Origin of the sequence: Bradyrhizobium genomosp. III (assembly GCF_000261705.1) — a bacterium.
Lineage (GTDB): Bacteria > Pseudomonadota > Alphaproteobacteria > Rhizobiales > Xanthobacteraceae > Bradyrhizobium > Bradyrhizobium ottawaense.
Genome location: NZ_AJQF01000360.1, coordinates 1 through 21,508, shown reverse-complemented (window position 1 = coordinate 21,508; position 21,508 = coordinate 1). Strand labels below are relative to the sequence as shown.

The 21,508-nt window shown below is 63.9% G+C and carries 25 protein-coding genes; 10 read left to right on the top strand and 15 right to left on the bottom strand.

Annotation, left to right across the window (positions count from 1 at the left end; genetic code table 11):
- Positions 1-12: 12 nt before the first annotated feature.
- From IC66_RS0129260 to urtA, 11 genes are all read right to left on the bottom strand, one after another.
- Complete coding sequence (locus IC66_RS0129260; RefSeq protein WP_018318764.1) at positions 13-312, bottom strand: putative quinol monooxygenase; 300 nt, start codon at positions 310-312, stop codon at positions 13-15.
- 142 nt (positions 313-454) lie between these two features.
- Positions 455-2,170 (bottom strand): urease subunit alpha, encoded by a 1,716-nt coding sequence (gene ureC / locus IC66_RS0129255; RefSeq protein ID WP_038950042.1) that lies wholly within the window; start codon positions 2,168-2,170, stop codon positions 455-457.
- Positions 2,171-2,204: 34 nt separating this feature from the next.
- Positions 2,205-2,744, bottom strand: a complete 540-nt coding sequence (locus IC66_RS0129250) for an HD domain-containing protein (RefSeq protein ID WP_028142085.1) — start codon at positions 2,742-2,744, stop codon at positions 2,205-2,207.
- A gap of 57 nt (positions 2,745-2,801) precedes the next feature.
- The gene (locus tag IC66_RS0129245) at positions 2,802-3,107 is read right to left on the bottom strand and encodes an urease subunit beta (protein ID WP_028142086.1); all 306 of its coding nucleotides are present in this window, start codon (positions 3,105-3,107) and stop codon (positions 2,802-2,804) included.
- Positions 3,108-3,219: 112 nt separating this feature from the next.
- A complete protein-coding gene (locus IC66_RS0129240) occupies positions 3,220-3,522 on the bottom strand; it encodes an urease subunit gamma (RefSeq protein WP_028142087.1) in 303 nt (100 codons plus the stop codon).
- A gap of 37 nt (positions 3,523-3,559) precedes the next feature.
- Positions 3,560-4,390, bottom strand: a complete 831-nt coding sequence (locus IC66_RS0129235) for an urease accessory protein UreD (protein WP_028142088.1) — start codon at positions 4,388-4,390, stop codon at positions 3,560-3,562.
- A 32-nt stretch (positions 4,391-4,422) separates the two neighbouring features.
- Positions 4,423-5,118, bottom strand: a complete 696-nt coding sequence (urtE, locus tag IC66_RS0129230) for an urea ABC transporter ATP-binding subunit UrtE (protein ID WP_018318770.1) — start codon at positions 5,116-5,118, stop codon at positions 4,423-4,425.
- Positions 5,119-5,121: 3 nt separating this feature from the next.
- Positions 5,122-5,883: an urea ABC transporter ATP-binding protein UrtD gene (gene urtD / locus IC66_RS0129225; RefSeq protein ID WP_028142089.1), complete on the bottom strand. Its 762-nt coding sequence runs from the start codon at positions 5,881-5,883 to the stop codon at positions 5,122-5,124.
- Positions 5,884-5,889: 6 nt separating this feature from the next.
- The gene (urtC, locus tag IC66_RS0129220; protein WP_028142090.1) at positions 5,890-7,059 is read right to left on the bottom strand and encodes an urea ABC transporter permease subunit UrtC; all 1,170 of its coding nucleotides are present in this window, start codon (positions 7,057-7,059) and stop codon (positions 5,890-5,892) included.
- Entirely contained in the window at positions 7,056-8,663 is a 1,608-nt protein-coding gene (gene urtB / locus IC66_RS0129215; protein ID WP_038950041.1) for an urea ABC transporter permease subunit UrtB, read from the bottom strand. The genes urtC and urtB overlap by 4 nt, the downstream gene beginning before the upstream one ends.
- Positions 8,664-8,747: 84 nt before the next feature.
- On the bottom strand, positions 8,748-10,070 hold the full coding sequence (gene urtA, locus IC66_RS0129210) for an urea ABC transporter substrate-binding protein (protein ID WP_026202068.1): 1,323 nt from the start codon (positions 10,068-10,070) through the stop codon (positions 8,748-8,750).
- Between the two features lie 479 nt (positions 10,071-10,549).
- On the opposite strand from urtA, the gene IC66_RS0129205 reads away from it, so the two are divergent.
- The 3 genes from IC66_RS0129205 to IC66_RS0129195 all read left to right on the top strand — a co-directional run bounded on the left by IC66_RS0129205 (position 10,550) and on the right by IC66_RS0129195 (position 12,930).
- Complete coding sequence (locus IC66_RS0129205; protein ID WP_038950040.1) at positions 10,550-12,148, top strand: DEAD/DEAH box helicase; 1,599 nt, start codon at positions 10,550-10,552, stop codon at positions 12,146-12,148.
- A 23-nt stretch (positions 12,149-12,171) separates the two neighbouring features.
- Positions 12,172-12,459: a translation initiation factor IF-1 gene (gene infA, locus IC66_RS0129200; RefSeq protein ID WP_008131890.1), complete on the top strand. Its 288-nt coding sequence runs from the start codon at positions 12,172-12,174 to the stop codon at positions 12,457-12,459.
- A gap of 258 nt (positions 12,460-12,717) precedes the next feature.
- A complete protein-coding gene (locus IC66_RS0129195) occupies positions 12,718-12,930 on the top strand; it encodes a cold-shock protein (protein WP_028142093.1) in 213 nt (70 codons plus the stop codon).
- Positions 12,931-13,032: 102 nt separating this feature from the next.
- Here the strand turns inward: IC66_RS0129195 and IC66_RS0129190 are convergent, their stop codons facing one another.
- The 4 genes from IC66_RS0129190 to IC66_RS0129175 form a co-directional block, all read right to left on the bottom strand.
- The gene (locus IC66_RS0129190) at positions 13,033-13,659 is read right to left on the bottom strand and encodes a TadE/TadG family type IV pilus assembly protein (protein ID WP_028142094.1); all 627 of its coding nucleotides are present in this window, start codon (positions 13,657-13,659) and stop codon (positions 13,033-13,035) included.
- A gap of 23 nt (positions 13,660-13,682) precedes the next feature.
- Positions 13,683-14,264: a TadE/TadG family type IV pilus assembly protein gene (locus IC66_RS0129185; protein ID WP_038950038.1), complete on the bottom strand. Its 582-nt coding sequence runs from the start codon at positions 14,262-14,264 to the stop codon at positions 13,683-13,685.
- Positions 14,265-14,493: 229 nt separating this feature from the next.
- Positions 14,494-14,991 carry a pilus assembly protein N-terminal domain-containing protein gene (locus tag IC66_RS0129180; protein ID WP_038950036.1) on the bottom strand — a complete coding sequence of 166 codons (498 nt, stop codon included), beginning with the start codon at positions 14,989-14,991 and terminating at the stop codon, positions 14,494-14,496.
- Between the two features lie 150 nt (positions 14,992-15,141).
- Positions 15,142-15,969, bottom strand: coding sequence for a sterol desaturase family protein (locus tag IC66_RS0129175; RefSeq protein WP_028142097.1), 828 nt, complete (start codon positions 15,967-15,969; stop codon positions 15,142-15,144).
- Positions 15,970-16,238: 269 nt separating this feature from the next.
- Between IC66_RS0129175 and IC66_RS0129170 the strand changes: the two genes are divergently transcribed.
- The 7 genes from IC66_RS0129170 to IC66_RS0129140 all read left to right on the top strand — a co-directional run.
- A complete protein-coding gene (locus IC66_RS0129170; RefSeq protein ID WP_007599783.1) occupies positions 16,239-16,403 on the top strand; it encodes a Flp family type IVb pilin in 165 nt (54 codons plus the stop codon).
- Between the two features lie 70 nt (positions 16,404-16,473).
- Positions 16,474-16,620, top strand: a complete 147-nt coding sequence (locus IC66_RS47835; protein ID WP_162832269.1) for a hypothetical protein — start codon at positions 16,474-16,476, stop codon at positions 16,618-16,620.
- Between the two features lie 124 nt (positions 16,621-16,744).
- Positions 16,745-17,269 (top strand): A24 family peptidase, encoded by a 525-nt coding sequence (locus tag IC66_RS0129160; RefSeq protein ID WP_038950035.1) that lies wholly within the window; start codon positions 16,745-16,747, stop codon positions 17,267-17,269.
- Positions 17,270-17,397: 128 nt separating this feature from the next.
- The gene (gene cpaB, locus IC66_RS0129155; RefSeq protein WP_038950034.1) at positions 17,398-18,195 is read left to right on the top strand and encodes a Flp pilus assembly protein CpaB; all 798 of its coding nucleotides are present in this window, start codon (positions 17,398-17,400) and stop codon (positions 18,193-18,195) included.
- 11 nt (positions 18,196-18,206) lie between these two features.
- Positions 18,207-19,682, top strand: a complete 1,476-nt coding sequence (locus IC66_RS0129150) for a type II and III secretion system protein family protein (RefSeq protein WP_038950033.1) — start codon at positions 18,207-18,209, stop codon at positions 19,680-19,682.
- Between the two features lie 20 nt (positions 19,683-19,702).
- The gene (locus IC66_RS0129145; protein WP_028142101.1) at positions 19,703-20,437 is read left to right on the top strand and encodes a CpaD family pilus assembly protein; all 735 of its coding nucleotides are present in this window, start codon (positions 19,703-19,705) and stop codon (positions 20,435-20,437) included.
- A partial coding sequence (locus IC66_RS0129140) for an AAA family ATPase (RefSeq protein WP_038950032.1) occupies positions 20,434-21,508 on the top strand: 1,075 nt, incomplete at its 3' end. The genes IC66_RS0129145 and IC66_RS0129140, both read left to right, overlap by 4 nt.

Sequence of the window (21,508 nt, the reverse complement as noted above, 5' to 3'; positions counted from 1 at the left end):
GCTTTTACCCCGTTACCTTGTCTCGACCTTCTCGGGCGTGATCACTTCGATCTTCGGCGGTGCCGTGAAGCACTTGACCGCCACGCGCCCGAACGTCTTCATGTGCTCCATGCCACGATGCGGCACCAGCGCCTCGGCGTTCTCCCACTGCTCGACGAACACCATCTTGGCAGGATCGGTGACGCTTTCATGCAGATCATAGGCGATATTGCCGGGCTCCTTCCGCGTCTCCTTGATGCAGGCGGTGGCGGCTGCAATGAATTCGGCGCGCGTCTCTGGCTTGATGGTCAAGGTGGCAACGACGTAGATCACGAGAAATCCTCCCGGCTTTTCTTCTAAGGTTGGATACCGGGCGGGACATTAGACCAGGCAGGATCGAACGCAAAACCGTAAAAGCCATCCCGGGACATGCCCTCTGGACATAATCCCGGGGACATGCGTTGAGGCGCTATTTTCAGTACATGAAATATCGCTGCGCCATGGGCAGCACCTCGGCGGGTGCGCAAGTGAGCAATTCGCCGTCGGCGCGGACCTCATAGGTCTCCGGATCGACCTCGATATTGGGCGTGGCGTCGTTGTGGATCATGCTCTTCTTCGAGATCTTGCCGCGGGTGTTCTGCACGGCATAGAGCTTCTTCTCGATGCCGAGCTTTCGCGCGAGGCCGCCGGTGATCGCCGCCTTCGAGGTGAACACCACGGACGACGCGGTGCGCGCCTTGCCGAAGGCGCCGAACATCGGCTGGTAATGCACCGGCTGCGGCGTCGGGATCGAGGCGTTGGGATCGCCCATGGGCGCTGCGACGATGGTGCCGCCCTTGACGATGCAATCCGGCTTGACGCCGAAGAAGGCTGGCGACCACAGCACGAGATCGGCGAGCTTGCCCTTCTCGACCGAGCCGATCAGTTTCGACACGCCGTGCGCGATCGCGGGATTGATGGTGTATTTGGCGATGTAGCGCTTGACGCGAAAATTGTCGTTGTCCTTGCCCTTGTCCTGCGGCAGTGACCCGCGCTGCTTCTTCATCTTGTCCGCGGTCTGCCAGGTCCGGATGATGACCTCGCCGAGGCGGCCCATGGCCTGCGAGTCCGACGACATCATCGAGAGCGCGCCGAGATCGTGCAGGATGTCTTCGGCCGCGATGGTCTCCTTGCGGATACGACTCTCGGCGAATGCCAGATCCTCCGCGATCGAGGGATCGAGGTGGTGGCACACCATCAGCATGTCCAGATGCTCGTCGATGGTGTTGCGCGTGAAGGGCCGCGTCGGGTTGGTCGAGGACGGCAGCACGTTCTTGAGCCCTGCGACCTTGATGATATCCGGGGCGTGACCGCCGCCGGCGCCCTCGGTGTGGAAGGCATGGATGGTGCGGCCCTTGAACGCCTTGATCGTGTCTTCGACGAAGCCGGATTCGTTCAGCGTATCGGTATGGATCATCACCTGGATGTCGTGAGCATCGGCGACCGACAGGCAATTGTCGATCGCCGCCGGCGTCGTGCCCCAGTCTTCGTGCAGCTTCAGCGCGCAGGCGCCGGCCTTGATCATCTCGACCAGGGCAGCGGGCCGCGATGCGTTGCCCTTGCCGGAGATGCCGAGATTGACCGGGAAGGCGTCGAACGACTGAATCATCCGCCCCATATGCCAGGGACCCGGCGTGCAGGTCGTTGCGAAGGTGCCATGCGACGGGCCGGTGCCGCCGCCCAGCATCGAGGTGACGCCAGACATCAGCGCGTGCTCGATCTGCTGCGGGCAGATGAAATGGATGTGACTGTCGAAGCCGCCGGCAGTGAGGATTTTTCCTTCGCCGGCGATCACGTCGGTGCCGGGACCGACGATGATGGTGACGCCAGGCTGGATGTCGGGATTGCCGGCCTTGCCGATGCCGGCGATCATGCCGTCCTTGATCGCGACGTCGGCCTTGACGATGCCCCAGTGGTCGACGATCAGCGCATTGGTGATGACGGTGTCGGCCGCGCCCTGCTTGTTCGTCACCTGCGACTGCCCCATGCCGTCGCGGATCACCTTGCCGCCGCCGAACTTCACCTCCTCGCCGTAGGTGGTGAGATCCTTCTCGACCTCGATGATGAGGTCGGTGTCGGCCAGCCGCACCCTGTCGCCGGTGGTCGGGCCGAACATGTCGGCATAGACGGAACGTTTTATCTTGACGGACATCACAAGCCCCGTTTGCGTTTGAATGTTTGGTGCCTCACAGCAAGGCCCTCGCTGCTTTCACGGCGTCGTCGAATTTCTCATCGAGCCAGGGATTGCCGCCGCGGCAGCCCGCAACGACCTTCGTGGCCCAGCCGGCGTAGTCGGCAAGATCGTCGCGCTCCTCTGCACTCGGATCGGTCTGAATGCGCGCGCCGATGTTGCTGATCTTGTCGGCGATCTTGATCAGCTTCGCGCCAGCAGATTTCTTCGGCGCATCGACAATCTGCAGACGCCGCCGCTCTGCCTTGGGAAGGCTCATGTCGTCGGTGCATTCGACGACGAGGGAGGCAGCACGCTCCGAGAATTTCTGCGCCAGCTCCTCGCGCGTGGTGGCGGTGTCCTCGATGGTGTCATGCAGCCAGCCGGCCGCGACCAGTTCGGCATCGGCGCCGTCGGTCGCGGTCGCCAGCAGGTTCGCGACCTCGGCGAGATGATTGATGTAGGGCTCGTTGCCGCGCCCCTTGCGCGCCATGCCATTGTGACGGTGCGCAGCGAGTTCGGCGGCTTCTGAGACGAGGCGGACGGGCGACAGCATGGCAAAGACCTCCGTTTCCGCCTCAACCGTTCCGCACCGCGCTCGTTCCTGTGGGGTTCACAGCTTCCCCATCACGTCGCCACGAAAACCGTAAATCGTCTTCTTGCCCGCCATGGCCACAAGCTGGACGTCGCGGGTCTGGCCGGGCTCGAAGCGGACGGCGGTGCCGGCGGCGATGTCGAGGCGCATGCCGCGGGACTTCTTGCGGTCGAATTTCAGCGCCGGGTTGGTCTCGAAGAAATGGTAGTGCGAGCCGACCTGGATCGGCCGATCACCGGTATTGGACACCGTCAGCGTCACGGTCTTGCGGCCGGCATTGAGTTCGATCTCGCCGTCCTGGATGAAGAGTTCGCCGGGGATCATTCTATCCTCCTCGTCATTCCGGGGCTCGCGCAGCGAGAAGGCCGGAATCTCGAAACCAAAACATCTGGATTCCGGGTTCGCCCTGCGGGCGCCCCGGAATGACGAATTCGAATTACCTGATCGGCTCGTGGACGGTGACAAGCTTGGTCCCGTCCGGAAAGGTCGCCTCGACCTGGATGTCGTGGATCATCTCGGGAATGCCCGGCATCACCTGGTCGCGGGTGAGGACCTCAGCGCCGGATTGCATCAGCTCGGCGACCGTGCGGCCGTCGCGCGCGCCTTCGAGGATGAAATCGGAAATGATCGCGATCGCCTCGGGATGGTTGAGCTTGACGCCGCGATCCAGCCTTCGGCGGGCCACGATGGCCGCCATCGAGATCAGAAGCTTGTCCTTTTCGCGGGGAGACAGGTTCATGCAGAATCTCTTCCGTTCAACACGTCAATTCGGCCAATCAGTTCAGCCAGAGTCGCGGCAGGGCCGTTCCAGTGCGCGCCAGCACCGTCATCATGTCGACCCGCAACCGCGCCGCATCTTGGGCACAGAACCGGGCCATTGCAAAGCCATTCCACGCCGAGATTCCAACCTCGCCGGAGAATGAGTCCGACGCCTCGCGGATGCGCTCGACCAGGGCCTCGTCGCCGGGCACGATCAGCGCCGTGCCGATCGCGGCACCGCCTTTGGCGACGGCGGATCGCCCAAGTTTTGCGCCGATATTGCCGTCGAGCCTGATGGTCTCGGCGAACACCAGCCTGCCACCACGCCGTAGCCGCCAGCGGTCGACAAACTCACCCTGCTCCATCCGCTCGCCCATGGCAGTGCGGCCGAACACCACGATCTCGCAGAGCAGGAGCGAGGCGGCATCATCAAGCTCGATATCGAAACGGCGGTGGACCCGGGCGCGGTCAAACAGGATGGTCTCTTGCGGCAACCAGGACAGATGCGCACCTGCATCGACCTTCAAGGCAATGCTGAGCTGCGCCGCGGCCCCGGGCGCCCGATAGACCTTTTCAGCGGCGGCGGTCGTCAGCGTCAGGCGCGAGCCTTGGCCCGCCGTGATGTTGATATCGAAACTGTCGCCACCGGCAACGCCGCCTGCCGTGTTGACGAACACGCCGGAGAGCCCCTCGCCTTCCGGCGAGGGAAAGCGCACGCGCAGCGAGCCGGATTCATGCAAGACGCCGCGCCGCGTCACGCCGTCACGCGCATGGACGTCGAAACGCACCGCGCCGCGGGCACGGTTTGCCTCGAAAACCCCTGACGTGACCGAAACGTCGCTGCGCATCCGCCTCCCCCAGCCGATCGCGACAGAACTTCTTACAGCGCCATCTGGCGGCTGATCTCGCTCGCGTCCAAATTGGCGCGATCGCAGGTGAATTTCACCGCGCCGCGATCCATCACGGCAAAACTGTCGCCGAGTTCGCAGGCAAAGTCGAGATATTGTTCGACCAGCACGATGGCGATGTTGCCGAGGTTGCGCAAATAGGAGATGGCGCGGCCGATGTCCTTGATGATCGAAGGCTGGATGCCCTCGGTCGGCTCGTCGAGGAGCAGCAATTTCGGCCGCATCACCAGCGCGCGACCGATCGCGAGCTGCTGCTGCTGGCCGCCGGAGAGATCGCCACCGCGCCGGCCGAGCATGGATTGCAGCACCGGAAACAGCGAGAACACGTCGTCCGGAATATGCTTGTCCTCGCGCTTGAGCGGGCCGAAGCCGGTCTTGAGGTTCTCCTCGACCGTCAGCAGCGGGAAGATCTCGCGGCCCTGCGGCACGAAGCCGATGCCCTTGCGCGCCCGCTCATAGGGCTTCAGGCCGGTGATGTCGCTGCCGTCGAGCACGATCGCGCCCGACGAAATCGGATATTGCCCGACCATGGCGCGCAAGAGCGAGGTCTTGCCGACGCCGTTGCGCCCGAGCACGCAGGTCACCTTGCCCGGCTCGGCCGAGATCGAGACGCCGCGCAGCGCCTGCGCCGCGCCGTAGAACAGATTGATATCCTTGACCTCAAGCATCGCTCAGCGTCCCAGATAGACTTCGATGACCCGCTCGTTGGACGAGACCTGGTCGATGGTTCCTTCGGCCAGCACGGTGCCTTCGTGCAGACAGGTGACCTTGACGCCGAGCTCGCGCACGAAGGTCATGTCGTGCTCGACCACCATCACGGTGTGGGTCTTGTTGATCTCTTTCAGCAGCTCGGCAGTCAGATGCGTCTCGACGTCGGTCATCCCCGCGACGGGCTCGTCGACGAGGAGCAGTTTTGGGTCCTGCGCCAGCAGCATGCCGATCTCGAGCCACTGCTTCTGGCCGTGGCTGAGGCTGCCGGCGAAGCGGTTGCGGGCCTCGGTGAGACGGATCGTCTCCAGCACCTTGTCGATGCGCTCGGACTCGGCCTTGCTGCCGCGCCAGAACAGCGTGCCCTTGACGCTGTGGTCGACATTGAGCGCGAGCAGGAGGTTGTCCTGCACGGTTTGGCTCTCGAACACGGTCGGTTTCTGGAACTTGCGGCCGATGCCGAGCTCGGCGATGCGGGTCTCGTCCAGCCGCGTCAGATCGGTGACGCCGTCGAACAGCACCGTACCCTCGTCGGGCTTGGTCTTGCCGGTGATGATGTCCATCATCGTGGTCTTGCCGGCGCCGTTCGGGCCGATGATGGCGCGCATCTCGCCGGGCTCGAGCGTCAGCGACAGATTGTTGATGGCGTGGAAACCGTCGAAGGAGACGTGCACGCCGTCGAGATAGAGCATCGCGGAGGTTGCGCGGTTGTCCATGACGTTCATTTGCGCCTACTCCGCCATCTTGGGTTCGGTGACGCCGTCCTCGGCCGCAGCGCTCACGGTGGTCGCGGCGTTGCGTTTTTCTTTCGACTGGTCCCACCAGGCGTTGAAGGTGCCGACAATGCCCTTCGGCAGCAGCAGCGTCACCAGGATGAACAATGCGCCCAGCATGAACAGCCAGTACGGCGCGAGCACGCCCGAGGTGAAAAACGTCTTGGCGTAGTTGACGACGACGGCCCCGAGCGCGGCGCCGACCAGCGTGCCGCGGCCGCCGACCGCGACCCAGATCACCGCCTCGATCGAATTGCCGGGCGCGAATTCGCTAGGATTGATGATGCCGACCTGCGGCACGTAGAGCGCGCCGGCGACGCCGGCCATGCAGGCCGACACCGTGAACACGAACAGCTTGTAGGATTCGACGCGGTAGCCGAGGAAGCGCGTGCGCGACTCCGCGTCACGCACCGCGATCAGCACCTTGCCGAGCTTGGAGGAGACGATCGCGCGGCAGATCAGGAAGCCTGCGATCAGTGCCAGACAGCTCAGCGCAAACAGCGCGGCGCGGGTGCCCTCCGCCTGCACGTTGAAGCCCAGGATGTCCTTGAAGTCGGTCAGGCCGTTGTTGCCCCCGAAGCCGAAGTCGTTGCGGAAGAAGGCAAGCAGCAGCGCATAGGTCATCGCCTGGGTGATGATCGACAGATACACGCCGGTGACGCGGGAGCGGAACGCGAGCCACCCGAAGCAGAAGGCGAGCAGGCCGGGCACGAGCAGCACCATCAGCGCCGCGAACCAGAACATGTCGAAGCCGTACCAGGTCCAGGGCAGCTTCGAATAGTTCAGGAACACCATGAAGTCGGGCAGGATCGGATTGCCGTAGACGCCGCGGGTGCCGATCTGCCGCATCAGATACATCCCCATGGCGTAGCCGCCGAGCGCGAAGAAGGCGCCGTGGCCGAGCGAGAGAATGCCGCAATAGCCCCAGATCAAATCGATCGAAAGCGCGAGGATCGCGTAGCAGACATATTTGCCCCAGAGCGCGACCAGATAGGTCGGCACCTGCAGGAACGAGCCCGCGGGCAGCAGCAAATTGGAGAGCGGGATGAGGATGCCGCAGGCCGCGACGACGGCAAGGAAGATCGTCGCGCTGCGGTCCAGCGATCGCGTCAGCATGTGAGGGGTCATGCTTCCACCGCACGGCCCTTGAGCGCGAACAGGCCGCGCGGGCGCTTTTGAATGAACAGGATGATGAGAACCAGGATGGCGATCTTGCCGAGCACGGCGCCGGCGACCGGCTCCAGGAACTTGTTGGCGATGCCGAGCGTGAAGGCGCCGACCAGCGTGCCCCAGAGATTGCCGACGCCGCCGAACACCACGACCATGAAGCTGTCGATGATGTAGCTCTGGCCGAGATTGGGGCTGACATTGTCGATCTGCGACAGCGCCACGCCGGCGATGCCGGCAATGCCGGAGCCGAGCCCGAAGGTCAGCGCGTCGACGCGCGAGGTGGCGATGCCCATCGAGGCCGCCATGCGGCGGTTCTGCGTCACCGCGCGCATCTCGAGGCCGAGCGCCGTGTAGCGCAGCATCGCGAGCAGGATCGCGAACACGGCGAGCGTGAACACGAGGATCCAGAGCCGGTTATAGGTGATGGTGATCTGGCCGAGCTCGAAGGCGCCGCTCATCCAGGAGGGATTGCCGACCTCGCGGTTGGTCGGGCCGAACATGGTGCGCACGGCCTGCTGCAGCACCAGCGACAGGCCCCAGGTCGCGAGCAGCGTCTCCAGCGGACGACCGTAGAGGAAACGGATGATGCTGCGCTCGATCAGCACGCCGATCGCGCCGGCGACGACAAAGGCCAGCGGCACCGCGATCAGCAGCGAATAGTCGAACAGGCCGGGATAGCGGGTGCGGATCACCTCCTGCACCGCGAAGGTGGCGTAGGCCCCGATCATCACCATCTCGCCATGCGCCATGTTGATCACGCCCATCACACCGAAGGTGATGGCGAGCCCGATCGCGGCGAGCAGCAGCACCGAGCCGAGCGAGAGGCCGTACCAGGCGTTCTGCACCATGGACCAGACCGCGAGCGAGTTCTGGATCGAGCCGATCGCGCTCGCGGCAGCCTTGGTCACCGACGCCGGCTGGTCGCCCATGCCTGTGAGCAGGGCCAGTGCCTCCTGGTCGCCGCGCCCCTTGAGGGTGGCCACCGCCTCCAGCTTCTCGACCTCGGTGGCATCAGGCTTGAATAGCAGGATGGCCGCGCGGGCGTCGCCGAGCGCAGCCTTGACGGATCTGTTGGTTTCCTTGGCGAGCGCGCCGTCGACCGCCTCGAGCGCGGTCTCCTCATGCGACTTGAAGACGGATTGCGCCGCCTGGAGCCGCGTCCCGACGTCCGGCGACTGGAGCGTCAAGCTGCCCAGCGCGGCGTCGACGCTGCGGCGCAGGCGGTTGTTGAGGCGGACCGCGCTCGCACTGTCGGGAACGCTGGCCACCGCCTGGCCGGTCGCGGCGTCGATCGACTTGCCGTCGGCGCCGGTGACGTAAACCTTCTTGCTGTCGAGGTCGGCCATCAGGCGGCCGTCCTGAAGCGCACTGATGATCGGGAAAGCCAGCGGATTGCCGCTGCTTGCGACCACGCCGATCGCCTCGTCCGTATCGGAATAATCATCGTTGGCGAATTTGGCGACCGCATCCTCGAACGGACCGGCGAGGGCCGGCAGCGCGAACGCGATCAGGAACAACGAGAGCGCAAGCGAGCAGAGGCGCGCGGACAAATGGGCTGGCACTGTGAATGACCCCGGCAGAAATGAGTGGAGAAGGCGGCGGGATCGCCGCCTTCTCCGGGCGTGCTATGGCGTGTCAGATCCGGATCAGGAGCCCGAACCGAGGCACTTGTTGGTCTTGGTGTTGAAGTTGCCGCACTTCTTGCCGACCCAGTCGCCGACCAGGTCCTTGGAGCCGTCGAGCTCCTTCGACCAGGCATCGCCCGCGACGAGACCCGGGGTCTTCCAGACCACGTCGAACTGGCCGTTGCCCTTGATCTCGCCGATGAACACCGGCTTGGTGATGTGGTGGTTCGGCAGCATCTTCGACACGCCGCCGGTCAGGTTCTTGGCTTCGATGCCCGGGAGAGCGTCGATCACCTTGTCCGGATCAGTCGACTTCACCTTCTCGACCGCCTTGACCCACATGTCGAAGCCGATCACGTGCGCTTCCATCGGATCGTTGGTCACGCGCTTCGGGTTCTTGGTGTAGGCCTGCCATGCCTTGATGAACTTCTCGTTCTCCGGCGACTTGATCGACTGGAAGTAGTTCCAGGCGGCAAGATGGCCGACCAGCGGCTTGGTGTCGATGCCGGCGAGCTCTTCTTCACCCACCGAGAACGCGACGACCGGGATGTCCTTCGCCTTGATGCCCTGGTTGCCGAGCTCCTTGTAGAAGGGAACGTTGGCGTCGCCGTTGATGGTCGAGACCACCGCGGTCTTCTTGCCGGCCGAGCCGAACTTTTTGATGTCGGCCACGATCGTCTGCCAGTCGGAGTGACCGAACGGCGTGTAGTTGATCATGATGTCTTCCTGGGCGACACCCTTCGACTTCAGATAGGCTTCCAGGATCTTGTTGGTGGTGCGCGGATAGACGTAGTCGGTGCCCGCGAGCACCCAGCGCTTCACCTTCTCGTCCTTCATCAGGTAATCGACGGCGGGGATCGCCTGCTGGTTCGGCGCCGCACCCGTGTAGAACACGTTGCGCTCGCTCTCCTCACCCTCGTACTGCACGGGGTAGAACAGGATGTTGTTCAGCTCCTTGAAGACGGGCAGCACCGACTTGCGCGACACCGAGGTCCAGCAGCCGAACACGACCGAGACCTTGTCCTTGGTGATCAGCTCGCGCGCCTTTTCGGCGAACAGCGGCCAGTTCGACGCGGGGTCGACGACGACGGCCTCGAGCTTCTTGCCGAGAACGCCGCCCTTCTTGTTCTGCTCGTCGATCAGGAAAAGGATGGTGTCCTTCAGCGTAGTTTCGCTGATGGCCATGGTGCCGGAAAGGGAGTGCAGCACGCCGACCTTGATGGTGTCATCCGCGGCCTTCGCGCCAGTCAATGAAGCCAGACCCAGCACCAGTCCGGCGGTCGCGGCGAGCACGCCGCGGCGGCTAAATGACGCCGCTATATCGTGAGTGGATTTGCTAAACATGAGTGTCTCATCTCCCTGACGCAGACGTGAAAAACGCTGCGAAACGGCCCCACGGCCGCCTGCGATTAACGGATTCGCAAGAACCATGCCATGGCCTGGGCACCTTCCAACCAATTGGTTTTGCTAACAAAACTGGCCGAAATCAAAGTATCCCGACCTCGAGACAGCCTAAAAATTGAGCCATCCAAATGTATGCCAAAGCGGCAGGCTGTTCATTTTCTGAGCAAAATGCCCGTTCTGGCTAAATTTCCGGCATAACTATTTCTGCACCGCATCGCCATTTTGAACGAGCTTGCCTTGAAAGCGCCCCCTCGATGTTCCATATAAGCGGCCGAGACCTCTTGCGAATCAAGGGGTCGTTGCGAGCCGCGTGTTCTTAAGCCCTTACGGGCCTCTGGCTTGCCCCATATCTCCCAAGCCATCCGACACCCCAAACACGCAGGTGTCTTCTCGACACCCTTTTGCGTGCGCCGCGCTGAATGCGCCGGGCGCCCGCTTTTGACATGGAAAGAACCCCTCTTTTGACTTCGTTTCAGGACTTCGGCCTCGCCGAACCCATCGCGCGCGCTCTTCAAGAAGAGAATTACGTCACCCCCACCCCCATCCAGGCCCAGACCATTCCCACGGCGCTGACCGGCCGCGACGTCGTCGGTATCGCCCAGACCGGTACCGGCAAGACCGCGTCCTTCGCACTGCCGATCCTGCACCGCCTGCTCGAGCACCGTATCAAGCCGCAGCCCAAGACGACCCGCGTCCTGGTGTTGTCGCCGACCCGCGAGCTGTCCGGCCAGATCCTCGACAGCTTCAACGCCTATGGCCGTCACATCCGCCTGTCCTCGACGCTCGCCATCGGCGGCGTTCCGATGGGCCGTCAGGTCCGCTCGCTAATGCAGGGCGTCGAAGTGCTGGTCGCCACCCCCGGCCGCCTGCTCGACCTCGTGCAGAGCAACGGGCTGAAACTGTCGAGCGTCGAGTTCCTCGTGCTCGACGAGGCCGACCGCATGCTCGACATGGGCTTCATTAACGACATCCGCAAAATCGTCTCCAAGCTGCCGATCAAGCGGCAGACGCTGTTCTTCTCGGCCACCATGCCGAAGGACATCGCCGAGCTGGCGAACGCGATGCTGCGGGACCCCGCCCGCGTCGCGGTGACCCCGGTCTCCTCGACCGCCGAGCGCATCAATCAACGCATCGTCCAGGTCGATTTCTCCGCCAAGCCCGCCTTCCTGACCAAGCTTCTGAAGGACGAGCCGGTCAACCGCGCCCTGGTCTTCACCCGCACCAAGCACGGCGCGGACAAGGTGGTGAAGTCACTCGAGAAGGCCGGCATCCCCGCCAGCGCCATCCACGGTAACAAGTCGCAGAACCATCGCGAACGGACGCTGGCCCAGTTCCGCTCGGGCGAGATCCGCACCCTGGTCGCCACCGACATCGCCGCCCGCGGCATCGACGTCGACGGCATCAGCCACGTCATCAATTTCGACCTGCCCAACGTGCCGGAAACCTACGTCCACCGCATCGGCCGCACCGCGCGCGCCGGCGCCGACGGCACCGCGATCTCGCTGGTCGCGGGCGGCGAGGAACTCAGCTATCTCCGTGACATCGAACGGCTGATCAAGGTGGCATTGCCGCGCGAAGATCTCCGCACCGACGCCGGCCGCCGCGATGCGGGTCCTCCCGCGCCGCAGCAACGACAGGGCCGCGGAGGCCGCCCGGGCCAACGTCCGCAAGGCGCAAGGCACGGCGAGGGACGCCACGGTGACGGGCGCCGTAGCGACGAACGACATTCCGACGGACGCCACCATAGCGCCGGCAAGCACGGCGATGGACGCCCCGGTGAAGGCCGACATGGCGGCGAAGCGCGACATGCTGACGGGCGGCCCGGCAATGGCCCGAAGGGCTCAAAGGGGTCTCGCCGTCCACGCTCTGGCGGGAAGACGCATTCTTCTGCAGGCAGTCGTCCAGAACAGCGTTCCGCGCATAGCGCCGGGGCAGCTGATGGGATACAAGGCGTTGCCTTTTTGCGCCGTGAGAGTCGGCCGAACGGCCAACCGAACCGCAAACCCTATTCGCACTAGCCGTCCACGACCTGGAGAAATTCATGGCTAAGGAAGAGCTGATCCAGTTCGAAGGACTGGTCACCGAAATCCTCCCCGACGCACGCTACCGCGTGCAGCTCGACGCCGGACACGAGATCGTCGCCTATACCGCCGGCAAGATGAAGAAGAACCGCATCAAGACGCTGGCCGGCGACCGCGTGACGGTGGAGATGTCGCCCTATGACCTCGAGAAGGGCCGGCTGATTTTCCGCCACAAGGACGAGCGTCCCAGCGGGGTGGGTGGACCGCCTCGCCCGGGCCAGCGCGGCGGCCAGTTCCGCCGTCGCTAGGCGCTTGAGCGCGGAAGTAAGATTCCGACCTTTATGTGGATCCGCCGCGGACATCGCGGCGGATCAAAAAATCGTGCATGTCCGGATTGTTTTGAGGCCTCAATTCCGATAAAATGAATTTATCGATTTTCGGCCGGACGACATTAGCATCCACCGGTACAGCCGGTTCAGACACGCTGACGACCCTTCCAAAATTCGATCTAACCGGCCTGCGCAAGCAGGCTCTAACATTGTGTTATCTGAGAAGGGACTATCCCCGTGAGCATGGGAACCGTGAAGTGGTTTAACGCGACCAAGGGCTTCGGCTTCATTCAGCCCGACGACGGCGGCCAGGACGTGTTCGTCCACATCAGCGCTGTGGAGCGTGCGGGCCTCGGCACGCTGCGTGAAGGCCAGAAGCTTTCCTACGAGATCGTGGCCGACCGCCGTTCCGGCAAGTCGGCAGCGGACAACCTCCGCTCCGAAGGCTGAGCCCGCCGGGCGCTTGGCCCGATCGGCTGGCGCAAGCCAAAGAAAGCAAGAAGGCCGTGCGCAACGCACGGCCTTTTTCATTTTAGCGCCTGCTCGCCGATGTCAGCACGTCGTTTGGTTGTTGTTATCTGGGTAGGGATAGGGAACGCAGGCGACCTGACGCGGCCGGGTGTAGGACACATCGCTCAAGGGTAAGCTCGACTTCAACACATAGCCTACGGAAGGCGTGTAAGTGTAGCTTGCCTCGCTGAGTATGAGGTAGGTCGACGGAATCAACAGCGACGCAGGAATCATGCTGGTGACCTTGTCGCCGGGCTTGCGGGCCGAGGTCGCCAGCGTCGCTTGCGTCGCACCGCTCGCAATGGTGCCGGCCCTGCTCCACTGGATCGTGGCGATGCTGTTGGCATCGATCTGGATCTGGGAGACCGTGCCCTTCACCAGGGTAGCGTCGTAGGGCATGATGACCGAGATGCTCGCCGTGAACGTATCCTTCATGTCGGCATCGGTGAGCTTGACCGACTGCGATGCCAAATCGGACAGAGCCCGCGCTATCAACGTGACCTTGCGATCTATCGCCACGGCCGACGAAAATTCGACGGTGCCGAAGAACATCACCAGCATCAGCGGAACGATGACCGCAAATTCGGTCGCCGCGAGCGCGCGCTTGTCGGCGACGAAGTCGCGCACGGAACAACATCCATTCCGCCAGATATTCGCAATCGCCTGCATCGGTCTGCTCGGATCCATCTGTCTCAGAAGGGTTCGTTCTTGAAGGCCGTGGTCGCCACCATCAGCCGTTTGTTGCTGCACCCGATATTGTAACCGAGGCCGGTGACGATGAGCGGCCACTGATAGAACAGCCGCACCACGACCACCTGGCCGGAGGTCCCGGCACTGTACTGCATGCCGGTCGGGTTGAAATTGCAGGAATCGCCGTAGTTCGTCAGGCTTAGCGCCCCGAAAGAGCTGGTGCTCACGACGTCGACGTAGAGTTTGCTGCAATCAAACAGTGCCGGGATCTGCGTGCACACATAGGCCTTGAACGTCGTCTGGTCGCACGCCATGACCACGTTGGGCGTGGTCTGACAGGCCGCCACCGAACCGCCCTGCGCTTGCGCCTGGCCGGTCAGAATCGCGCGCGCGGAATTTTGCGAGATGGTCTCGAGCACCTGGCTCGCGAAGAACATGAGCGCCGTTTCGATGATGGCGAACAGCAGCCCGAAGAACATCGGCGCGACCAGGGCGAACTCGACGGCCGCGGAACCGCGGCGGTTGCCGCAAAACCGGCCCAGCGCTTTCCGGAGTGTGAACCTCGTAGGTGCAGGCGATGGCATCGCGTCAAATTCCCCAGCAACGGGCGATCAACTGTCCCGTTCAATAGCGGAAACTGATTGTTTAAGTGTTTCAGGCGATCCGCAGCCGGCGGACCGCGCCGTTAAGAATGCGTTAACCAGCAGCGCCCCGAGCCCACGGAAAGCGCGGCGGGCGCGCAGAGCCCTCTGGCTCGCATCTGCAAAGCGGTCTGCCAGGATACTGTCCGGGCAAACCCGCCGATCGGTGCCGCTAGTTGGACTTGGGCGGACCGCCACCACCACCGCTGGCGCTGGCGCTCAGCGAGCCGGCCTGGCTCATCGTGTTGTTGAAGTAGGTGTCGCTGTCGCCGAGCGTCACGCGACGCTGGCAAAGCGGCACGCAGCTGTAGGACTCGCGCTCGATCCCGCGATAGACGGTGACGAGCCGGTCGCTCGGACCTTCGACCTGGATCTGGCGATCGACCAGAATCTCGCCGGCCCGGTCGAGCGCGATGAAATTGGTGGCACCATAGCCCTTGCCGGTCACGACGATCATGCCGCCGGGCTGGAGCGTGACGTCGGCGATCAGGGGATTGCCGACCACGATGGTCGCCACCTTGCCGGGCAGCCGCACCAGCTTGGCCTGGTCGACATTGACAGCGATGGTGTCGGCGGTGGGGTCGGCAAGGCCGGCAGCCGGCGATGCCAGCACCGCGGCCGCAACCAGAAGACAAACGCGCGCCCGACGGCGCAGCAATTCTTTACGCATACTCTTACCCCCGGGACGTCACAAACCGGCAGAAGCGACTCGATACAACAGAGCCAGTGCCCGACCCGGCTAACCTGCCCTTAATTCGTGAACGTTCCGCAAACTCGCCGACTATTGTTTGAACAGACTGGCGTTTTACCGCCTTCGAGGCTAGCGGCGGAATGGATAGGCGAACTGGCCCGCGATCTCCTTCGGCATGGTCGCTTCGTCCTTGCCGTAATCCTGCGGCAGTTTACCCTCGGGCATACGGAAGGTGCCGAACAGAACGTCCCAGATCGGGAACGTGCCGGCAAAATTGGTGTCGCCGCCCTCCTCGAGCGAGGTGTGGTGCCAGCGGTGGAACACCGGCGTCGCCAACAAATATCTGAACGGCCCGAAGCTCCAGTTCAGGTTGGCGTGCACGAAGGCCGAATGGAAGGTCGTGAACGGGGCGAGCCAGACCATCGCGTTCGGGGAAATGCCGGCCATCAGCAGCACGACGTCGACGCCGATGGTGCCGAGCACGAGATTGACGGGATGGAAGCGGGCCGCCGAAATCCAGCTTATCTCCTCCGAGGAGTGATGGATCGCGTGGTACTTCCAGAACCCGCCGCCGTGGAACAGCCGGTGCAGCCAGTACAGCATGAAGTCGGACAGGACCAGGAACAATACGGCCTGGACCCAGAGCGGCATCAACGACAGCGGGCCGTGGCCATTGTCGTAGAAGGCGATGAGTTCGTCGGCGTCGTGGATGTTGAAGACGAGGCTCGCGCCGACGATCAGAAGTCCGATCCGCATCGTGCGGGCGAACACCGGAACGAAGAACCAGTAGCAGATGTCGGTGACGATCTCGCGCTTGCGCCACCACGGCGCGCCGGCATTGCAGGCCCAGAAATGCTCGAGCACGGTGAAGACCGCCGCGAGTGCGAAGGTGACGGGGATCACCTTGACGATGGTCTCGCCGAGCATCAGGGCGACTTGCATGGGCAGGCTCGACATCGTCGCCTCTCTTGCGAATTCCAGCTCAGTTACGCCTACGCCGCTAAATTTAAGGGAGCGTGAAGCCGGTGCTGCGCCGACGGTACATCTGGAACCGGAACGAATTACAGGCGCCGCCTTAAGACGAAATTCACTCTGGGCCAAAGCATCGCGCCGCAAGCGGGTTTGCCCGATCGAATTAACTCTACCGAAAGAGCTCGGCTCTCATGGTCATCGGGTCAAAGACGGCGCCGAACGAGGCGATCCCCACCCCAGATGGAGTTATGTTCATGAAGAACTTGATTGCACGTTTCGCGAAGGATGAATCCGGCGCCACCGCCATCGAATACGGTCTGATCGCCGCCGGCATCGCGCTGGCCATCATCACCGTCGTCAACAACCTCGGCACCACGCTGAACGCCAAGTTCACCTCGATCAGCAGCTCGCTGAAGTAAGCGACCGACGAACGACGGCAAAAGCCCCGGATCTCCGGGGCCTTTGTTTTTCCGAAGACGGCGAGTTCCAGTGGCGTTGCGTAAGTACAGAACCGATGCCGCGATCGCGGCAAACGAGACGGCGGCGGCTCAGGCCGGCTCGCCGGTCTATTGGGTCTGCCTTGCGCTGCTGCTTGCGACGGCCGCGCTCGCCGTGCGCATTGCCAGCCTCTGGTAACGACGCGTTCCGCGGTTTCAGCCGCGTGGGTCGCTTGCTGCCGTTGTCGGTTTGTTTAGCACTGCCGGCTAGCATCGCCCGACGCCCAGTTCCCGCGGCAAACCCCAGGCCTCAAGACGCAGCCATGATCCTCGACCTTGCGCGCCTTCTGCTCTTCCCGGCCCTGATGGCGTTTGCTGCCGCGAGCGATCTCTTCACGATGACGATCTCGAACCGCGTGTCGCTGGCGCTGGTCGCCGGCTTCTTCGCACTTGCCGTCGCCGGTGGCATGGCACCTTACGAGATGCTCAGTCATGTCGGCGCCGGCGCGCTTCTTTTGGTCATCGCCTTCACCTGTTTTGCGATGGGCTGGGTCGGCGGCGGCGACGCCAAGGTCGCGGCCTCCGTCGCACTCTGGTTCGGCTTCGCACAACTGATGAACTTCCTGCTCTACGCCTCGCTGTTCGGCGGGGCGCTGACGCTGCTCCTGCTCCAGTTCCGGCAATGGCCGCTGCCCTACGGGCTGGCGGGCCAGGCCTGGCTCGCCCGGCTGCATGCCAAGGAGAGCGGCATCCCCTACGGCATCGCGCTCGCACTGAGTGCGCTGATGGTCTACCCGGAGACCGAATGGGTGAAGGCGATTGATCTCGCTCACCTCGCGCTGCGCTGAACGCACCGGGTAAACCCGGCGTTAAGGCGATTTAGATACGCCTCATTAACCATGCTTTGACGAATAGCTGGTCAACTGCCGATTACGGCGGCGTCAGCGTCGCGGCGTTTTGTTGGAAAGTGAAGCGTATGAATAGGGCACGCATTGTCGTCCTGGCGGTCGCCATCTGCGCCGGCGGTGTCGCCGCGTACCTGGCGAGCGGCTCGGACAATTCTGCGCCGCCTCCGGCGCCGGTCGCGCAGCTTCCGACCGTCGACGTCCTCGTGGCCAAGAACGACATCGGTCTCGGCCAGACCGTGAAGCCGGAAGATCTGCAATGGCAGACCTGGCCGGCCGCGACCGCCAGCGCCACCTTCATCCGCCGCAACGAGCGTCCCGAGGGCGTGACCCAGGTGACCGGTTCGATCGCGCGCGCCCCCTTCATTCAGGGTGAGCCGATCCGCGACCAGAAGCTGGTCAAGGCCGAGGGCTCCGGATTCATGGCGGCCATCCTGCCCAGCGGCATGCGGGCCATCTCGACCGAAATCTCGCCCGAGACCGGCGCAGGCGGCTTCATCCTGCCCAATGACCGCGTCGACGTCCTGCTCACGCGTCGCCTCAAGAACCCGGACCAGGCCGCCGGGGGCCAGGACGTCGTCACGTCCGAGATCATCCTGGTCAATGTGCGCGTCCTCGCCATCGACCAGGCCCCGAAGGAGAAGGACGGCCAGAACGCCGTGGTCGGCAAGACCGTGACCCTGGAACTCACTTCCGCACAGACCCAGGCGCTTTCTTCGGCCCGTCAGGCCGGAACGCTCTCGCTGGCGCTGCGCAGCATTGCCGACGTCAAGATGAGCGAGATCACGCTCGACGAATCCGCCCAGAAGCGCGACGGCGTCTCGATCATTCGCTACGGCATTCCGAGCTCGACGGCGAAAGCACGATGAGGACAGGCGACATGAAATGCAGGGCAGATATAGCGACGATGCGAACCTCCATGGTCCGCGCCCTGTCGTTTTCGGCCGCCTTCGCGCTGGCATTCAACCCGGTGCTGAGCCCCGTGGTCGCCGCCGACTATCGCCCCGGCGCGCCGGTCGCTGCCGACGGTCAGATGAACGCCCGCTTCCTCTCGCTCGGCATCGGCAAGTCCGTGGTGATCGACCTTCCGCGCGACATCAAGGACGTGCTGGTCGCTGACCCCAAGATCGCCAATGCGGTGGTCCGCTCGGCGCAGCGCGCCTACATCATCGGCGCCGCGCTCGGCCAGACCAACATCGTGTTCTTCGATTCTGCAGGCCAGCAGATCGCGGCCTATGACATCGCGGTCAAGCGCGACCTCAACGGTGTGCGGGCGGCGCTGAAGCAGGTCCTGCCGCATTCAGACATCCAGATCGACGGACTCGGCGACGGCATCGTCCTGACCGGCACGGCGGCGAACCCGATGGAAGCGCAGCAGGCCAACGACCTCGCCGCGCGCCTGGCCGGCGGCGCCGACAAGGTGGTGAACTCGATCGTGGTCCGCGGCCGCGACCAGGTCATGCTCAAGGTGACGGTGGCCGAAGTCCAGCGCAACATCGTCAAGCAGCTCGGCATCGACCTGACCGCGAACCTCAACTACGGCACGTCGGTGGTGAGCTTCTCCAACTCGAATCCGTTCACCGCTCTCGGCCACAACCTCGTGGACGGCAACAATCTGACCACGAAGTTCGGCGCGGCGCCGTCGGTGCAGGCCACCCTGCGCGCGATGGAAACCGCTGGCGTGATCCGCACGCTGGCCGAGCCGAACCTGACCGCGATCTCCGGTGAATCGGCAACGTTCATCGCCGGCGGCGAATTCCCGGTGCCGGCGGGCTATGCGTGCGATCCCACCACGCATGTCTGTACCACCCAGATCAGCTTCAAGAAGTTCGGCATCTCGCTCAACTTCACCCCCGTGGTGCTGAGCGAAGGCAAGATCAGCCTGCGGGTGATGACCGAGGTCTCGGAGCTGTCGAACGAGAATGCGATCACGCTGTCGCAGGCCGTGACCTCGACGTCGGTGAACTCGGTGACGGTGCCCTCGATCAGGACCCGCCGTGCCGAGACCTCGCTGGAAATTCCCTCCGGCGGCGCGATGGCGATGGCCGGCCTGATCCAGCAGCAGACCAAGCAGGCAGTCAGCGGATTGCCGGGACTGATGCAGCTCCCGGTCCTCGGCACGCTGTTCCGCAGCCGCGACTTCGTCAACAACGCGACCGAGCTGGTCGTGATCGTGACGCCCTACGTCGTTCGCGCGGTGGCGCCAAAGGACCTGTCGCGGCCGGATGACGGCTTCGCCCCGCCTGCGGATCCACAGGCCCAGCTGCTCGGCAATATCAACCGCATCTACGGCGTGCCCGGCCGGACCGAGCCGGCCAAGAACTACCGCGGCACCTACGGCTTCATCACCGACTGAGGCGGAACGGGGACTTCACGATGATCACAAGACCACCCCAGCTTCGCAAACGCGCCATCCGTCTCGGTGGCGCGCTCATCGGCATGGCGCTCGCGCTCGGCGGGTGCCAGCATGACGAAGCCGTCACGGCCTCCATTCCCGACGACTACAAGCAGCGCCATCCGATCGCGATCGAGGAGCAAAATCGTTCGATCGTCGTCTTCGTCGGCCATGCCCGCGGCGGATTGACCGCCGCCCAGCGCGCGGACGTGATGGGTGTCGCATCGGCATGGTTGCACGAAGGCACGGGCGCCATCCGTATCGACGTGCCGTCCGGCACGCCCAATGCGCGTCCGGTCGCGGACACGATGCGTGAAATCCAGGCGATGCTGGCGGGCGCAGGCGTTCCGCCGCGCGGCGTCAACGTTCGGCCCTACCAGCCGGAAGACAAGCGCTTCCTGCCGCCGATCCGGCTCACTTATTCCAAGATCGCCGCGGTCGCGGGTCCCTGCGGCCTGTGGCCGGAAGACGTCGGCCCTTCGATGAAGAACAAGAGGTGGTTCGAGAACAAGGACTACTACAATTACGGCTGCGCCTATCAGCGCAACCTCGCGGCGATGGTCGACAATCCGTCGGACCTCGAGCAGCCGCGGCCTGAAACTCCGTCCTACACGCCGCGGCGCATCACCGCTCTCGAGAAGTATCGCAAGGGTGTCACGACGACGACCACCTATCCCGAGGCCGACAAGGCCAAACTCAGCGACACCGGCAAATGATCAGCTACGCTCGCCAGATACACGAAGAGCAGCCGGACGCAGCTCCTCCGCCAGTCGAGGAGCATATTGCGCCCGCGCCGCGCGTCTCGGTCCAGGCCTTCTGCGAGACCGTGGAGACTGCTGCTGCGGTCCAGTCGGCCGGCGAAGACCGCCGTCTCGGCAAGGCCCATCTGAAGATCCAGATGGGGGGCATGGCCGCTGCAACCGAGGCCTACCGTTCGGCCCCGACGCCGAACGTCATCGTGCTCGAAAGCGACGGACGCAACGACCTGCTGGGCGGGCTCGACCAGCTCGCCACCGTCTGCGACGCCGGCACCCGCGTGGTCGTGATCGGCCGCATCAACGACGTCACACTCTACCGTGAGCTGGTGCGACGCGGTGTCAGCGACTACGTGCTCGCGCCGGTCGGCGCGATCGATGTCGTGCGCTCGATCTGCAACCTGTTTTCCGCACCAGAAGCCAAGGCGGTCGGCCGCATCATCGCCGTGGTCGGCGCCAAGGGCGGCGTCGGGGCTTCCACCATCTCCCATAATGTCGCCTGGGCGATCGCGCGCGACCTCGCCATGGACGCCGTCGTCGCCGATCTCGACCTCGCCTTCGGCACCGCCGGGCTCGACTACAACCAGGACCCGCCGCAGGGCATTGCCGACGCCGTGTTCTCGCCCGATCGCGTCGACACCGCCTTCATCGACCGCCTGCTGTCGAAATGCACCGACCATCTCAGCCTGCTGGCGGCGCCGGCGACGCTCGACCGGGTCTATGATTTCGGCACCGACGCCTTCGACGCCGTGTTCGACACCCTGCGCTCCACCATGCCCTGCATCGTGCTCGACATACCGCATCAATGGTCGGGCTGGACCAAGCGCGCCCTGATCGGAGCGGACGACATCCTGATCGTGGCCGCGCCCGACCTCGCCAATTTGCGCAATACCAAGAACCTGTTCGATCTGTTGAAGGCCGCGCGCCCCAACGACCGGCCACCGCTCTACTGCCTGAACCAGGTCGGCGTGCCGAAACGCCCCGAAATCGCCGCCGCGGAGTTCGCCAAGGCGATCGAGAGCCAGCCGATCG